The organism is Microbacterium sp. bgisy189 (assembly GCF_057707225.1).
On the sequence record NZ_JBYIPT010000007.1, the window covers coordinates 103720 to 120014 of the forward strand.

Genomic DNA, 16295 nt, shown 5'->3' on the forward strand with positions numbered 1-16295 from the left:
ATCCATGACCTACTCGGTCGCCGTCTCCGGCGCATCCGGCTATGCCGGCGGCGAGATCCTGCGCCTGCTCGCCGCACATCCCGACATCGAGATCCGCACCGTCACCGCGCATTCCAATGCGGGGCAGCCGCTCATCGAACACCAACCGCACCTGCGCTCGCTCGCGCACCTGACGCTGCAAGAGACGACACCCGAGATCCTCGCAGGCCACGACGTCGTCTTCCTCGCGCTGCCGCATGGACAGTCCGGTCAATACACCGACGCGCTCGCCGGCGCCCCGCTCGTCATCGACGCAGGCGCCGATCACCGGCTCACCTCGCAGGACGCGTGGGACGCGTTCTACGGCGGCACCTTCCACGAGCCGTGGACGTACGGCGTGCCCGAGCTGCCGGTCGGCGGTGCCCGGCAGCGCGACGCGCTCGTCGGTGCGACACGGATCGCCGCGCCCGGCTGCAACGCGTCCACGGTCGCGTTGTCACTGGCGCCCGGGGTCGCCGCGGGCGTGATCGATCCGGGCGACATCGTCACGGTCCTCGCGGTCGGCCCGTCGGGTGCCGGCAAGTCGCTGAAGACCAACCTGCTCGCCGCCGAGATCCTCGGCAGTGCGAACCCGTACGCTGTGGGCGGCACGCACCGGCACATCCCCGAGATCGCGCAGGCGCTCGCCGCGGCCGGGGCGCCCGCCGACGGCATCCGCATCTCGTTCACGCCCGTCCTGGTACCGATGTCCCGCGGCATCCTCGCGACCTCGACCGCCCCGATCGCGCAGGGGGTGACGGATGCCGAGATCCGTGCCGCGTGGGAGCAGGCGTACGGTGACGAGACATTCGTGCAGCTGCTGCCGGCGGGCCACTTCCCCCGCACCGCCGACGTGCAGGGCGCCAACACGGCGCTCATGGGGCTCGCGATCGACCGCGCCGCGAACCGCGTCGTGGTCGTCACCGCCGTCGACAACCTCGTCAAGGGCACCGCGGGAGCAGCCGTCCAATCGATGAACATCGCCCTCGGCCTCGACGAGGCGACGGGCCTGAGCGTGAATGGAGTCGCGCCGTGACCGTCACCGCACCCAAGGGATTCGAAGCGGCAGGCGTCGCCGCAGGCCTCAAGTCGACCGGCAAGCCCGACGTCGCGGTCATCGTCAACCGCGGCCCGCTCAAGGTCGGCGCGGCCGTCTTCACGAGCAACCGCGCCAAGGCGAACCCGATCCTGTGGTCGCAGCAGGCGATCGCCGACGGCACCGTCGAGGCGATCGTCCTCAACTCGGGCGGCGCGAACTGCTTCACCGGGTCCTTCGGCTTCCAGACGACGCACCAAACCGCCGAGAAGGCGGCCGACCTGCTCGGGGTGAGCGCCGGCGACATCCTGGTGTGCTCCACCGGGCTCATCGGCACCGGCGACGAGGTGTTCCGCGGCAAGGTCCTCAGCGGCACCGAAGCGGCGATCGCTGATCTCGACCCCGAGGGGGGACAGGCCGCCGCGGAAGCGATCATGACGACCGACTCCCGGTCGAAGACGGCAACCGTCTCAGGCGAAGGTTGGACGATCGGCGGCATCGCGAAGGGTGCGGGCATGCTCGCCCCCGGTCTTGCGACCATGCTCGTGGTCCTCACCACCGACGCCGTCCTCGGCGCCGAGGAGGCAGACGCCCACCTGCGCGTTGCCACGGCCGTGAGCTTCGACCGGCTCGATTCCGACGGCTGCATGTCGACCAACGACCAGGTGACGCTGCTGGCCTCCGGTGCATCCGGTGCCGATCCTGACCCGGACGCCTTCCGCGAAGCGCTCATCACGATCTGCGGCGACCTCGCGTCGCAGCTGCAGCAGGATGCCGAGGGCGCCAGCCACGACATCACGATCGAGGTCGTCGGTGCCGCGTCCGAGGACGACGCCGTCACCGTCGGTCGCTCGGTTGCCCGCAACAACCTCTTCAAGGCCGCGATCTTCGGCAACGACCCCAACTGGGGCCGGGTGCTCGCGGCGATCGGCACGACGGATGCCGCGTTCGACCCGTACGACGTCGACGTCTCGTTCAACGGAGTGCGCGTGTGTCACGCCGGCGGCCCCGACCGCCCGCGCGAAGAGGTCGACCTGACGCCCCGCGCCACGCACATCCTCATCGACCTGCGCACGGGCGACGCAGCGGCGACGATCCTCACGAACGACCTGACGCACGATTACGTCCACGAGAACAGCGCGTACTCCTCATGACCGACATCCAGCACACCACCCCCGAAGAGGCGGCCGCCAAGGCGGGCGTGCTCGTCGAGTCGCTGCCGTGGCTCAAGCGCTTCCGCGACCAGATCATCGTCATCAAGTACGGCGGCAACGCCATGGTCTCCGAACAGCTGCAGGATGCGTTCGCAGAAGACATCGCCTACCTCCGCTACGTCGGCGTCAAGCCGGTCGTCGTCCACGGCGGCGGACCGCAGATCTCGCAGATGCTCGACCGACTCGCCATCCCGAGCGAGTTCAAGGGCGGGTACCGCGTCACCTCGACCGAGGCGATCGGCGTCGTGCGCATGGTGCTCACCGGTCAGATCAACCCGCAGCTGGTCGGCAAGATCAACACGCACGGCGCTGCGCTGGCGACGGGGCTCTCGGGTGAGGATGCCGGATTGTTCGGCGGGCGTCGCAAGGGCATCCTGATCGACGGCGAGCACCATGATCTCGGCGCCGTCGGCGACGTCGTCACGGTCGACCCGCGTCCCGTGCTCGACCACCTCGAGGCGGGCCGCATCCCCGTCGTCTCCTCGATCGCGCCCGACCTCGACAGTCCGGGTGCGTCGCTGAACGTCAACGCTGATGCCGCCGCTGCGGCGCTCGCCGTCGCGCTCGAGGCCACCAAGCTCGTCGTCCTCACCGATGTCGCAGGGCTCTACGCCGACTGGCCGAACCGTGACTCGCTCGTCTCGCACCTGACCGCCGCTGAGTTGCGCGAGATGTTGCCGCGACTGGAGTCGGGCATGATCCCGAAGATGCAGGCCTGCCTCGACGCGGTCGACGGCGGCGTCGACACGGCGGCGATCATCGATGGACGTCAGCCCCATTCGGTGCTCGTCGAGATCTTCACAGAGCAGGGAATCGGTACGGAGGTGGTCGCGAAGTGAGCGCGACATGGCAGGACGCAGTCGATCAGGATCTCGTGCGCAACGCGGGGGCGCGCTTCGCGCTCCTCGAGCGCGGCGAGGGTTCGTACCTGTGGGATGCCGACGGCGCACGCTACCTCGACTTCCTCGCCGGCATCGCGGTGACCTCGATCGGTCACTCTCACCCGGTGTTCGTGGATGCCGTCGCCCGACAAGCCGCGACCCTGTCGCATGTCTCGAACTACTTCGCGACCCCGCCGCAGCTCGAACTCGCGGCAACGCTGAAGCGGCTGGCGGGCACGGGTGAGACCGGTCGCGTCTACTTCGGCAACTCCGGCGCCGAGGCCAATGAGGCTGCCTTCAAGCTCGCACGACTCCACGGCGGCGCCGAGCGCCCCCGCATCCTGGCGCTTCGTGACGCGTTCCACGGCCGCACGATGGGCACGCTCGCCCTCACCGGCAAGCCGTGGATGCAGGAGCCGTTCGGCCCGATGGTCCCCGGTGTGGAGTTCCTCGATTCGACAATCGAAGCGCTCGAAGCCGCCATGAACGATCAGGTCGCGGCGCTGTTCCTCGAACCCATCAAGGGCGAAGCTGGGGTGCTCGAACTGCCCGAGGGTTACCTCGCCGCGGCGCGCGAGTTGACCGAGCGTCACGGTGCGCTGCTGATCATCGACGAGATCCAGACAGGCGCGGGTCGCACCGGCGAGTGGTTCGCGTTCCAGCACGCCGGCATCACCCCTGACGCCATCACGGTCGCGAAGGGCATCGGCGGAGGATTCCCGATCGGGGCGCTCATCACCTTCGGCGCCGCGAGCGAGCTGTTCTATCCGGGCACGCACGGCTCGACCTTCGGTGGCAATGCGCTGGCGACAGCCGTCGCCGGCGCCGTCATCGGGGAGATCGAGCGGGCTGATCTCGTCGGCAATGCCGCCTCCCGCGGGCCGCAGGTGCGCGCCGCGATCGAGGCGATCGGCTCGCCGCTTGTCGAAGGCACCCGCGGCCAGGGCCTGCTCATCGGCATCGCGCTGCGCCACCCGGTCGCTCCTGCCGTCGTCGCCGCCGCCCAGACGCACGGGCTGATCGTCAACGCCGCCAACGACACCACCATCCGCATCGCCCCGGCGCTCACGATCGGCGACGTCGAGATCGACGAGTTCGCCGACCTGTTCGCCCGCGCACTGGCCACCGTCACCGATGCGCTCCTGCTGACCGACACCACCACGGAGGTGCCCGCATGACCCGCCACCTGCTGCGCGACGACGACCTGAGCCCCGCAGAGCAGGCCGAGATCCTCGATCTCGCGCTCGCGCTGAAGAAGGACCGCTGGAAGCTGAAGCCCCTCGAAGGTCCGCAGACGGTCGCCGTCATCTTCGACAAGTCCTCGACCCGCACGCGGGTCTCGTTCGCGGTCGGCATCGCCGACCTCGGCGGCTCACCGCTGATCATCTCGACGGCCAACAGCCAGCTCGGCGGCAAAGAGACACCGTCCGACACGGCACGCGTGCTCGAACGTCAGGTCGCCGCGATCGTCTGGCGCACCTACGCGCAGGCGGGCCTCGAAGAGATGGCGCGCGGCACGCGGGTGCCGGTCGTCAACGCGCTGAGCGATGACTTCCACCCCTGCCAACTGCTCGCCGACCTGCTCACGATCCGCGAGCACAAGGGCGAACTCGCGGGGCTCACCCTCACCTTCTTCGGCGACGGCGAGTGCAACATGGCGCACTCCTACATCCTCGCCGGCGTCACCGCCGGCATGCACGTGCGGGTCGCGTCGCCCGACGCGTACGCGCCGCGCGCCGATGTCGTGACCGATGCCGATCGCATCGCCGCGCAGACTGGGGGATCGGTGTCACTGTTCACCGATCCGCTCGAAGCCGCCGCCGGTGCCGACGTCATCGTCACCGACACCTGGGTGTCGATGGGCAAGGAGGAGGAGAAGACCGCGCGGCTTCGCGACCTCGGCGGCTACAAGGTCTCTCAGGAGACCATGGGGCTCGCCAAGGACGACGCCATCTTCATCCACTGCCTGCCCGCTGACCGCGGGTACGAAGTGGATGCCGACGTGATCGACGGACCGCAGAGTGTCGTGTGGGATGAGGCGGAGAACCGCCTGCACGCCCAGAAGGCACTCTTGGTGTGGCTGCTGCGCCAGCAGTGATGCGTGCCGTTGCGTCCTGGAACGGTCCGGGACGCATACACGGTATCGACCTTGCCCGCGGGCTGGCGGTGCTCGGCATGCTCGCTGCGCACCTGCTGTGGATCGACCCGTTCGACTGGACCCGACCCGCGACGTGGATCGACGTCGCGAACGGCCGTTCGTCGATCCTGTTCGCGACGCTCGCCGGGGTCTCGATCGCGCTGGTGACCGGCGGTGCGTCACCGGTCCGCGGTGAGCGGCTGCGACGCGCGCGACGCTCGCTCGCCGTGCGCGCGGGACTGATCTGGGCGATCGGCGTTGCGCTGGTGTTCACGGGCGTTCCCGTGTTCGTGATCCTGCCCGCCTACGGCATCCTCTTTCTGCTCGCGCTGCCGCTGCTGACGCTGTCGGCGCCGGTGCTCTGGGCCGTCGCGGTCGCCGTTGCGCTGGTCGTGCCGTGGTTCGTCCCGATGCTGAACGCCCTGCCGATCTGGTCATCGGCACTCGGATCCGAAGCGAGCACCCTCGTCGGCTGGCACTACCCGTTCCCGTTGTGGATCGCGTTCGTCGCCGCAGGGCTCGCGATCGGTCGCAGCCGACTGCGCAGCGCTGCGGTCGCGGTCCGACTGCTCGTCGGAGGCGGCGCGGTGGCGATGGTCGCGTACGGACTCGATGCCGTGGCCGCCGAGCGGCTGTCGCCCGTGCAAGACGGCTCGCTGGTGGCGCAGGTGTGGACAGCCGATGCGCACTCCAGCGGCATCCTGGAGGCATTCGGTTCCGGTGGTTTCGCGGTCGCCGTGATCGGGCTCTGTCTCTTGCTGTGCCGCACACCGCTGACCTGGCTCGTGCTGCCGGTGCGGGCGGTCGGCACGATGCCGCTCACCGCCTATGCCGGGCAGCTGGTGGTGTGGGCGATCTGGGCGGCCGGCGTCCTCGGCGACAGCGGGCAGCTCGCAGGGTTCCGCGATCTTGATCCGTTCGTCCCGTTCGTGATCGGCACGCTGCTGGTGTGCACCGTGTGGGCGCTGCTGGTGGGTCGGGGGCCGTTGGAGCGACTCGTCGCCGCAGTCACCCGCGCGGTCGTCGGTTCCGGCCGTCGGTAGGCTGGTCAGGTGAGTGACATGACGGGACAGACCGACGGCCAGGGGACCAACGAAGGGGCGCTGTGGGGTGCGCGCTTCGCGTCGGGGCCTTCACCCGAGCTCGCCGCGTTGAGTCGCTCGACGCACTTCGACTGGGCGCTGGCTTCCTACGATCTCGCAGGCTCGCACGCGCATGCGACGGCGCTCGAAGCTGCCGGCTACCTGACCGCCGATGAAGCGGCGCGCATGCACGCGGGCCTCGACGCGCTGGGGCGGGCCGTCCAGGACGGGTCGCTCGTTGCGGCGCCCGAAGACGAAGACGTGCACGGCGCGCTGGAGGCAGCGCTGATCGCCGAAGTCGGTGCCGAGCTCGGCGGAAAGCTGCGTGCCGGGCGCAGCCGCAACGATCAGATCGCGACGCTCGTGCGGCTGTATCTGCTCGATCACGCACGGGTCATCGCCCGTGATGTGCTGCGCGTCATCGACGCGATCGTCGCGCAGGCCGATGCGCACCCCGACGCGATCATGCCGGGCCGCACCCACCTGCAGCACGCGCAGCCGATCCTGCTGGCGCACCATCTGCAGGCGCACGCGTGGCCGCTCGTGCGCGACCTCGAACGCCTCCGCGACTGGTCGGCACGTGCGTCGGTCTCGCCGTACGGCGGGGGAGCGCTCGCCGGGGCGACGCTCGGCCTCGACCCGCAGCTCGTGGCCGAGTCGCTGGGGCTGAGTCGGCCGGCAGAGAACTCGCTCGACGGCACATCGGCCCGCGATGTCGTGGCCGAGTTCGCCTTCATCGCCGCGATGATCGGCGTCGACCTGTCGCGCTTCGCGGAGGACGTCATCATCTGGAACACCCGCGAGTTCGGGTTCGTCACCCTCGATGACGGCTTCTCGACCGGCTCGAGCATCATGCCGCAGAAGAAGAACCCCGATATCGCCGAACTCGCTCGTGGCAAGGCGGGGCGCCTGATCGGCAACCTGACCGGGTTGATGGCCACCTTGAAGGCGCTGCCGCTCGCGTACAACCGCGACCTGCAAGAGGACAAGGAGCCTGTCTTCGACGGGGTCCAGACACTCGAAGTCGTCCTCCCGGCCTTCGCCGGCATGATCGCGACGATGCGGTTCGACACCGCGCGGATGGCGGAGCTGGCACCGCAGGGCTTCTCGTTGGCGACCGATGTCGCCGAGTGGCTCGTCAAGCAGGGCGTCCCCTTCCGTGACGCGCACGAGATCTCGGGCTCGCTCGTTCGCGCGTGCGAGGAGCGGGGGATCGGGCTGGAGGATGCCGACGACGCGCTGCTCGCGTCGGTGTCGCCGCGGTTGACCGCAGATGTGCGCAGTGTGCTGTCGATCGAGGGCTCCGTCGCGTCGCGGACGGGCGCGGGCGGGACGGCCGGCGTCCGTGTTGCGGAGCAGCGCGCCGAGCTGGTCTCCCGCGCGCAGTCGGCTGCTCTCGCGGTCGGGGTCTGACTGATATCCCGAGAACATTAGACTTTCACTAATATCTCGAAAAGATAAGTGATACCCTGATGTCATGAACGTCGCAGTGACCGCCGACATCGTCGGCTCGCGCCGGCTCGAGGATCGAACCGGTGCGCAGCGCGCGATCGACGACGCGATCGCGGCAGCGGAGCGCGATCTGCCGCTGGCCTCTCGGCAGCTGCGTCCGACGGTCGGCGACGAGCAGCAGGGCGTGTACCCCGACCTCACTGCGGCACTGCTCGGCACGCTGCTCGTGCGACTCGCACTTCCCGACGGGGTCGATCTGCGCTTCGGCATCGGCGTGGGGGAGCTCGGCGAGGTGCCCGCGGTCGACGGTCCCATCCCGGACGGGCCGGGCTGGTGGGCTGCACGCGCTGCGATCGAGAAGGTCCACGCGTTCGAGCAGCGCGCTGCGCCGGAGGCCCGGACGTGGGTGGTCGCTGCGGACGGGATCGACGGGACCGGTCTGCCGGCCGTGAACGCCTACCTCCTCGCGCGCGACCGCATCGTCGCCGACATGACCGAACGCACGCGCAGGCTCACGTACGGCAGGTGCCTGGGTCGCACGCAGCGGCAGTTGGCCGCAGACGAAGGCATCACGCAGTCCGCCGTCTCGCAGGCGCTGTCGCGGGGGGGAGCGACCGCCCTGATCGAGGGCTTCGCCGTGCTGCGTCAGTCCTGAGAGAAGCTCACCACAGCGCGAGACGCACGATCGCGCCGCACACGCAGGCCCAGACGAGACTCGCGAGTGTGCCGATGATGAACCGTTCGCGCGCCTCAGCGGCGGCCAGCTCGGAGAATCGCCCGATGCCCTTGATCGCCACGATGACGGCGATCGCTTCCGGATAGCCCGAGATCACGCCCACGGCGACGGCGAGTCGTTCGAGGTAGCCGATCGTCGTCCCTCCGCGCAGCAGCGGCTCCATCTCGCCCGCTGCTGCCGCCGGATCACGTCGCGCAGGCAGCAGGATGCCACCGTCGGCCGTCTCGCGCACGCGCCCGCCGGTGGCGATGTCGAGGACGCGTCGGGTGATCGGGTTTCCGCCGAAGACGGCGACGGCGACGGCCAGCAGCGCGATGATCGCGCCGAGAAGCGCCGGAACGCCGACGGGGGTCACCGAAACGACGACGACGGCGAGCACCAGCAGCCCCGCCGCGACGGCGAGCGGTGCGGTTCGCGGCGTCCGCAGATTGAGCATCGTCAGCACGAGCGCGGTGCACAGTGCACCGAACACGGTGATCGACAGGGCGGTGATCAGCACGATGTCCGGCACGGGGAGGTCCATGGCGCCAGTCTGACACGGGCCCCGGATGCGACTGGCGGACACACGCCCGCTGATAGCCTGGAACGCGTGTCCGAAACCATCGTGAGCGCCCTGGCGCCCGCCAACGATCCGACGTTCGAGAACGTCTGGGATGAGATCGTCTGGCGCGGCCTGGTGCACGTGTCCACCGACCAGGAGGCGCTGCGCGCCCTGCTCTCCGGCGGCCCGATCACGTATTACTGCGGGTTCGACCCGACAGCGCCGAGCCTGCACCTGGGCAACCTCGTGCAGCTCCTTCTGCTGCGTCGTCTGCAGTTGGCCGGCCACAAGCCGCTCGGTCTCGTCGGCGGGTCGACCGGTCTCATCGGTGATCCTCGTCCGTCGTCCGAGCGCACGCTCAACACGAAGGACACGGTTGCCGAGTGGGTCGGGTACCTGCGCGCGCAGGTCGAGCGGTTCCTGAGCTTCGAGGGCGACAACGCCGCGCGCATGGTGAACAACCTCGACTGGACCGCGCCGATGAGTGCGATCGATTTCCTGCGTGAGATCGGCAAGCACTACCGCGTCGGCACGATGCTCAAGAAGGATGCCGTCGCCGCGCGCCTGAACTCCGATGCCGGCATCAGCTACACGGAGTTCAGCTACCAGATCCTGCAGGGCATGGACTTCCTCGAGCTGCACCGCCAGTACGACTGTGTGCTGCAGACGGGCGGCAGCGACCAGTGGGGCAACCTCACCAGCGGCACGGACCTCATCCACCGGGTCGAGGGCGTCTCGGCGCACGCCATCGGCACGCCGCTGATCACGAACACCGACGGCACCAAGTTCGGCAAGAGCGAGGGCAACGCGATCTGGCTGGATGCCGCCATGTGCAGCCCGTACCGCATGTACCAGTTCTGGCTGAACACCGACGACGCCGACGTGATCGCACGTCTGAAGGTGTTCACCTTCCTCACGCGTGCCGAGATCGAGGAGTACGAGCGCGCAGTCGCCGATGAGCCGTTCCGACGTGCCGCACAGAAGCGGTTGGCCCTCGAAGTGACGACCCTCGTCCATGGAAGGGAAGCGACCGGCGCGGCAGCTGCGGCGTCAGATGCGCTCTTCGGTCGTGGCGAACTCGCGTCGCTCGATGCGCAGACGCTGCGCGCCGCACTCGAGGAACTGCCGAACGCGACGGTCACGGCCGGCACCTCCGTCGTGCAGGCGCTCGTCGATACGGGGTTGGTCACGAGCCTCGGCGAGGCGCGGCGCGCGATCGCGCAGGGGGGCGTCGTGCTCGACGGTGCGAAGGTCGATGACGACGCGACTTCGATCGCCGGCTCGCTCCCCGGGGGAGTGTCCGTGCTGCGCCGTGGCAAGAAGACGCTCGCGGGAGTCTTCTTGGCATCCTGACCATGACATCGCGAACGACGCCGCCCGGTTCCTTGTGGACCGGGCGGCGTCGTTTTGCCGCGTGCGCGGCGAAACCGCGGAAAATCAACGATCTCGGACGCGACACGCCCGGGATGCGAGCCTGATTTGCCGGACCCCCGCAACGCACGTAAGTTATTACCTGTTCGCCCCACAGGGAAGAGCGAGAAGGCCGAAAGGCCTCGCCCCCTCAAGCGGAGAACCAACCCCCTCCTTCAAAACAAAGATTCCTTGTGTGTCTGCGTGTCGAAGGCCTAGCATGGGGGATCCCACTCCTCGAGTCTTGTCGATGAGTGCTGCCGGAGACGCGAAAACAGTCACGGACAGCCGATTTGACAAGCTGAGCGGGAGGGATAAGATAGAGAAGTTGCCCGAGAGCAGCGAGATCCACTGAGATCCGAACGCTCCGGACAGCATCTCGATCTTTGTGCCTCAGGCCGTCGAACCAGCCGCTTCCATCACGGAAAACGCCGATTTGACAAGCCGGACACGAAGAATAAGATAGAGAAGTTGCCCTGCAGGGGAGGCCGAGAGGCTGAACGGCAGGAGCATCCGATCCTTGAGAACTCAACAGCGTGCACTTGTCAAATGCCAAAAAACCTCGATTCAGCTTCGGCTGAATGAGATTCCTTTGGATCAAAGACCGGCACTTCGGTGCCGGCAACGGATAGTCAGCAATGACATCCCTTTGGTCAGATCAAACTCGTCGCAGTGACCCTATTCCGGTCGCTGTCGACAACATTTCTTTACGGAGAGTTTGATCCTGGCTCAGGATGAACGCTGGCGGCGTGCTTAACACATGCAAGTCGAACGGTGAAGCAGGAGCTTGCTCCTGTGGATCAGTGGCGAACGGGTGAGTAACACGTGAGCAACCTGCCCCGGACTCTGGGATAAGCGCTGGAAACGGCGTCTAATACCGGATACGAGCTGCGAAGGCATCTTCAGCAGCTGGAAAGAACTTCGGTCTGGGATGGGCTCGCGGCCTATCAGCTAGTTGGTGAGGTAACGGCTCACCAAGGCGTCGACGGGTAGCCGGCCTGAGAGGGTGACCGGCCACACTGGGACTGAGACACGGCCCAGACTCCTACGGGAGGCAGCAGTGGGGAATATTGCACAATGGGCGAAAGCCTGATGCAGCAACGCCGCGTGAGGGATGACGGCCTTCGGGTTGTAAACCTCTTTTAGCAGGGAAGAAGCGAAAGTGACGGTACCTGCAGAAAAAGCGCCGGCTAACTACGTGCCAGCAGCCGCGGTAATACGTAGGGCGCAAGCGTTATCCGGAATTATTGGGCGTAAAGAGCTCGTAGGCGGTCTGTCGCGTCTGCTGTGAAAACCCGAGGCTCAACCTCGGGCCTGCAGTGGGTACGGGCAGACTAGAGTGCGGTAGGGGAGATTGGAATTCCTGGTGTAGCGGTGGAATGCGCAGATATCAGGAGGAACACCGATGGCGAAGGCAGATCTCTGGGCCGTAACTGACGCTGAGGAGCGAAAGGGTGGGGAGCAAACAGGCTTAGATACCCTGGTAGTCCACCCCGTAAACGTTGGGAACTAGTTGTGGGGTCCATTCCACGGATTCCGTGACGTAGCTAACGCATTAAGTTCCCCGCCTGGGGAGTACGGCCGCAAGGCTAAAACTCAAAGGAATTGACGGGGACCCGCACAAGCGGCGGAGCATGCGGATTAATTCGATGCAACGCGAAGAACCTTACCAAGGCTTGACATATACGAGAACGGGCCAGAAATGGTCAACTCTTTGGACACTCGTAAACAGGTGGTGCATGGTTGTCGTCAGCTCGTGTCGTGAGATGTTGGGTTAAGTCCCGCAACGAGCGCAACCCTCGTTCTATGTTGCCAGCACGTAATGGTGGGAACTCATGGGATACTGCCGGGGTCAACTCGGAGGAAGGTGGGGATGACGTCAAATCATCATGCCCCTTATGTCTTGGGCTTCACGCATGCTACAATGGCCGGTACAAAGGGCTGCAATACCGCAAGGTGGAGCGAATCCCAAAAAGCCGGTCCCAGTTCGGATTGAGGTCTGCAACTCGACCTCATGAAGTCGGAGTCGCTAGTAATCGCAGATCAGCAACGCTGCGGTGAATACGTTCCCGGGTCTTGTACACACCGCCCGTCAAGTCATGAAAGTCGGTAACACCTGAAGCCGGTGGCCCAACCCTTGTGGAGGGAGCCGTCGAAGGTGGGATCGGTAATTAGGACTAAGTCGTAACAAGGTAGCCGTACCGGAAGGTGCGGCTGGATCACCTCCTTTCTAAGGAGCATCTGGCACCCACGGGTGTCCAGGCGCCGGATCGAGACGAACGTTCTCGCCGGTTAGCTCATGGGTGGAACATTTGACGAGGTGCCGGAGGGTGAACCTCGAACTCAGTACGCTGCTTGCAGCTGGAACAGTTCGGAGCGAGCCGACCGGCACATGCACGCTGTTGGGTCCTGAGGGACCGGATGAGCTCTTCGGAGCCAACCAACCTCAGGACCTTTTCTGACGCCGGCAGCGCCGGCAGCGGAGAAGGTACCGCCCGTACTTTGAGAACTACACAGTGGACGCGAGCATCTTCGAGACGACTTCGGTCGTCTCGTATAGATGATCTTAAAGATCATTAGTCAATTTCAATTGACGATTCAAACTCATGTGATTTCAAGTCTTTAAGAGCAAACGGTGGATGCCTTGGCATCTGGAGCCGAAGAAGGACGTAGCAATCTGCGATAAGCCTCGGGGAGTGGATAAGCACACTTTGATCCGAGGATCTCCGAATGGGGAAACCCCGCTGGGCGGCGTGCCGACCCAGTGACTCCCGCCTGAATATATAGGGCGGGTAGAGGGAACGTGGGGAAGTGAAACATCTCAGTACCCACAGGAAGAGAAAGCAACCGCGATTCCGTTAGTAGTGGCGAGCGAAACCGGAACAGGCTAAACCGAGTACGTGTGATATCCGGCAGGAGTTGCGTATTCGGGGTTGTGGGACTTTTCAGGCTGTTCTGCCGAACAGCCGGCGTTACAAGAAGGTATAGACGAACCGCATTGAAAGGCGGGTCATAGAGGGTGCCAACCCCGTAGTCGAAATGCCTCCCTTGGCGCGAAGAGTATCCCAAGTAGCACGGGGCCCGAGAAATCCCGTGTGAATCTGTCAGGACCACCTGATAAGCCTAAATACTCCCAGATGACCGATAGCGGACAAGTACCGTGAGGGAAAGGTGAAAAGTACCCCGGGAGGGGAGTGAAATAGTACCTGAAACCGTTTGCTTACAAACCGTTGGAGCAGCCCTAGCAGCTGTGACAGCGTGCCTTTTGAAGAATGAGCCTGCGAGTTAGCGATACGTGGCGAGGTTAACCCGAGAGGGGTAGCCGTAGCGAAAGCGAGTCTGAATAGGGCGATTCAGTCGCGTGTCCTAGACCCGAAGCGAAGTGATCTATCCATGGCCAGGCTGAAGCGACGGTAAGACGTCGTGGAGGGCCGAACCCACTTAGGTTGAAAACTGAGGGGATGAGCTGTGGATAGGGGTGAAAGGCCAATCAAACTTCGTGATAGCTGGTTCTCTCCGAAATGCATTTAGGTGCAGCGTTGCGTGTTTCTTGCCGGAGGTAGAGCTACTGGATGGCCGATGGGCCTCACCAGGTTACTGACGTCAGCCAAACTCCGAATGCCGGTAAGTGAGAGCGCAGCAGTGAGACTGTGGGGGATAAGCTTCATAGTCGAGAGGGAAACAACCCAGACCACCAACTAAGGTCCCAAAGCGCGTGCTAAGTGGGAAAGGATGTGGAGTTGCTGTGACAACCAGGAGGTTGGCTTAGAAGCAGCCACCCTTGAAAGAGTGCGTAATAGCTCACTGGTCAAGTGATTCCGCGCCGACAATGTAACGGGGCTCAAGCACGCCACCGAAGTTGTGGCATTGACATTATTGGTAGGCCTTCGTGGTCCAGCCGTGTTGATGGGTAGGAGAGCGTCGTGTGGCGAGTGAAGCGGCGGTGTAAACCAGCCGTGGACGCTACACGAGTGAGAATGCAGGCATGAGTAGCGAAAGACGTGTGAGAAACACGTCCTCCGAAAGACCAAGGGTTCCAGGGTCAAGCTAATCTTCCCTGGGTAAGTCGGGACCTAAGGCGAGGCCGACAGGCGTAGTCGATGGACAACGGGTTGATATTCCCGTACCGGCGAAGAACCGCCCAAGCTAATCCAGTGGTGCTAAGAGTCCTAGCTCGGAATGTACGGATCCCTTCGGGGTGATGACGTCCGTGTGAACGCTCGACCCCATGCTGGTGCGGCTAGCGTATTAACAGGTGTGACGCAGGAAGGTAGCCCAACCCGGGCGATGGTTGTCCCGGGGCAAGTGCGTAGGCCGAGCGATAGGCAAATCCGTCGCTCTTATGGCTGAGACACGATGCGGATAAAAAGTGGGTGATCCTATGCTGCCGAGAAAAGCATCGACGCGAGGTTCTAGCTGCCCGTACCCCAAACCGACTCAGGTGGTCAGGTAGAGAATACCAAGGAGATCGAGAGAATCGTGGTTAAGGAACTCGGCAAAATGCCCCCGTAACTTCGGGAGAAGGGGGGCCTTCGACGTATTAGGACTTGCTCCGAAAGCGTTTGGAGGCCGCAGAGACTAGTGGGTAGCGACTGTTTATTAAAAACACAGGTCCGTGCCAAGTCGCAAGACGATGTATACGGACTGACGCCTGCCCGGTGCTGGAAGGTTAAGAGGACGGGTTAGCGCAAGCGAAGCTCAGAATTTAAGCCCCAGTAAACGGCGGTGGTAACTATAACCATCCTAAGGTAGCGAAATTCCTTGTCGGGTAAGTTCCGACCTGCACGAATGGCGTAACGACTTCCCAACTGTCTCAACCGCGAACTCGGCGAAATTGCACTACGAGTAAAGATGCTCGTTACGCGCAGCAGGACGGAAAGACCCCGTGACCTTTACTACAGCTTGGTATTGGTGTTCGGTGTGGCTTGTGTAGGATAGGTGGGAGACTTTGAAGCGGTGACGCCAGTTACCGTGGAGTCATTGTTGAAATACCACTCTGGTCACTCTGGATATCTAACTTCGAACCGTAATCCGGTTCAGGGACAGTGCCTGGTGGGTAGTTTAACTGGGGCGGTTGCCTCCCAAAAAGTAACGGAGGCGCCCAAAGGTTCCCTCAACCTGGTTGGCAATCAGGTGGCGAGTGTAAGTGCACAAGGGAGCTTGACTGTGAGACTGACAGGTCGAGCAGGGACGAAAGTCGGGACTAGTGATCCGGCAGTGGCTTGTGGAAGCGCTGTCGCTCAACGGATAAAAGGTACCTCGGGGATAACAGGCTGATCTTGCCCAAGAGTCCATATCGACGGCATGGTTTGGCACCTCGATGTCGGCTCGTCGCATCCTGGGGCTGGAGTAGGTCCCAAGGGTTGGGCTGTTCGCCCATTAAAGCGGTACGCGAGCTGGGTTTAGAACGTCGTGAGACAGTTCGGTCCCTATCCGCTGCGCGCGTAGGAAATTTGAGAGGATCTGACCCTAGTACGAGAGGACCGGGTTGGACGAACCTCTGGTGTGCCAGTTGTTCTGCCAAGAGCACCGCTGGTTAGCTACGTTCGGGATGGATAACCGCTGAAAGCATCTAAGCGGGAAGCCGGCCTCAAGATGAGATTTCCATGCCTTCGGGCGAGAGGCTCCCAGCCAGACTACTGGGTTGATAGGCCGGATGTGGAAGCGCGGTAACGCGTGAAGCTGACCGGTACTAATAAGCCGATGACTTGATAACACCTTCGTTTTGAACGATGCTTGCGTCCACTGAGTGGTTCTCGATGTACGGTCGAGAACCGCATGACTCGAT

10 protein-coding genes and 2 rRNA genes are annotated in these 16295 nt (G+C 64.5%); 11 read left to right on the forward strand and 1 reads right to left on the reverse strand.

Features of this window, described 5'->3' with window-relative positions; all coding sequences use genetic code 11:
• Positions 1-4 precede the first annotated feature (4 nt).
• The 8 genes from argC to AC3ENX_RS10440 all read left to right on the forward strand — a co-directional run bounded on the left by argC (position 5) and on the right by AC3ENX_RS10440 (position 8475).
• Positions 5-1054, forward strand: a complete 1050-nt coding sequence (argC, locus tag AC3ENX_RS10405) for an N-acetyl-gamma-glutamyl-phosphate reductase (RefSeq protein WP_434811813.1) — start codon at positions 5-7, stop codon at positions 1052-1054.
• Positions 1051-2208 carry a bifunctional glutamate N-acetyltransferase/amino-acid acetyltransferase ArgJ gene (gene argJ / locus AC3ENX_RS10410; RefSeq protein WP_434811814.1) on the forward strand — a complete coding sequence of 386 codons (1158 nt, stop codon included), beginning with the start codon at positions 1051-1053 and terminating at the stop codon, positions 2206-2208. Before argC ends, argJ begins: the two co-directional genes overlap by 4 nt.
• Positions 2205-3107, forward strand: coding sequence for an acetylglutamate kinase (gene argB / locus AC3ENX_RS10415; RefSeq protein WP_434811815.1), 903 nt, complete (start codon positions 2205-2207; stop codon positions 3105-3107). Before argJ ends, argB begins: the two co-directional genes overlap by 4 nt.
• Entirely contained in the window at positions 3104-4327 is a 1224-nt protein-coding gene (locus AC3ENX_RS10420) for an acetylornithine transaminase (protein ID WP_434811816.1), read from the forward strand. The genes argB and AC3ENX_RS10420 overlap by 4 nt, the downstream gene beginning before the upstream one ends.
• The gene (argF, locus tag AC3ENX_RS10425) at positions 4324-5247 is read left to right on the forward strand and encodes an ornithine carbamoyltransferase (RefSeq protein ID WP_434811817.1); all 924 of its coding nucleotides are present in this window, start codon (positions 4324-4326) and stop codon (positions 5245-5247) included. The genes AC3ENX_RS10420 and argF overlap by 4 nt, the downstream gene beginning before the upstream one ends.
• Positions 5247-6329: a heparan-alpha-glucosaminide N-acetyltransferase domain-containing protein gene (locus AC3ENX_RS10430; RefSeq protein WP_434811868.1), complete on the forward strand. Its 1083-nt coding sequence runs from the start codon at positions 5247-5249 to the stop codon at positions 6327-6329. Before argF ends, AC3ENX_RS10430 begins: the two co-directional genes overlap by 1 nt.
• A gap of 18 nt (positions 6330-6347) precedes the next feature.
• Positions 6348-7781 carry an argininosuccinate lyase gene (argH, locus tag AC3ENX_RS10435; protein WP_434811869.1) on the forward strand — a complete coding sequence of 478 codons (1434 nt, stop codon included), beginning with the start codon at positions 6348-6350 and terminating at the stop codon, positions 7779-7781.
• Positions 7782-7845: 64 nt separating this feature from the next.
• Positions 7846-8475: a SatD family protein gene (locus AC3ENX_RS10440; protein ID WP_434811818.1), complete on the forward strand. Its 630-nt coding sequence runs from the start codon at positions 7846-7848 to the stop codon at positions 8473-8475.
• 7 nt (positions 8476-8482) lie between these two features.
• Here AC3ENX_RS10440 and AC3ENX_RS10445 read toward each other — a convergent pair whose 3' ends face one another.
• The gene (locus AC3ENX_RS10445) at positions 8483-9079 is read right to left on the reverse strand and encodes a hypothetical protein (RefSeq protein WP_434811819.1); all 597 of its coding nucleotides are present in this window, start codon (positions 9077-9079) and stop codon (positions 8483-8485) included.
• 66 nt (positions 9080-9145) lie between these two features.
• Here AC3ENX_RS10445 and tyrS point away from each other — a divergent pair, with 66 nt between their 5' ends.
• From tyrS to AC3ENX_RS10460, 3 genes are all read left to right on the forward strand, one after another.
• Positions 9146-10450, forward strand: a complete 1305-nt coding sequence (tyrS, locus tag AC3ENX_RS10450; RefSeq protein ID WP_434811820.1) for a tyrosine--tRNA ligase — start codon at positions 9146-9148, stop codon at positions 10448-10450.
• 763 nt (positions 10451-11213) lie between these two features.
• Positions 11214-12737 (forward strand): 16S ribosomal RNA (locus AC3ENX_RS10455).
• Between the two features lie 382 nt (positions 12738-13119).
• Positions 13120-16223: ribosomal RNA gene (locus tag AC3ENX_RS10460) — 23S ribosomal RNA — on the forward strand.
• Together the 16S and 23S rRNA genes form the textbook arrangement of a ribosomal RNA operon.
• The last annotated feature ends 72 nt before the right edge of the window (positions 16224-16295 follow it).

Coding starts and splice junctions, on each gene's coding strand:
- argC (WP_434811813.1), top strand. CDS start 5: ATGACCTACTCGGTCGCCGTCTCCGGCGCATCCGGCTATGCCGGCGGC.
- argB (WP_434811815.1), top strand. CDS start 2,205: ATGACCGACATCCAGCACACCACCCCCGAAGAGGCGGCCGCCAAGGCG.
- argF (WP_434811817.1), top strand. CDS start 4,324: ATGACCCGCCACCTGCTGCGCGACGACGACCTGAGCCCCGCAGAGCAG.
- AC3ENX_RS10430 (WP_434811868.1), top strand. CDS start 5,247: ATGCGTGCCGTTGCGTCCTGGAACGGTCCGGGACGCATACACGGTATC.
- argH (WP_434811869.1), top strand. CDS start 6,348: ATGACGGGACAGACCGACGGCCAGGGGACCAACGAAGGGGCGCTGTGG.
- AC3ENX_RS10440 (WP_434811818.1), top strand. CDS start 7,846: ATGAACGTCGCAGTGACCGCCGACATCGTCGGCTCGCGCCGGCTCGAG.
- AC3ENX_RS10445 (WP_434811819.1), bottom strand. CDS start 9,079: ATGGACCTCCCCGTGCCGGACATCGTGCTGATCACCGCCCTGTCGATC.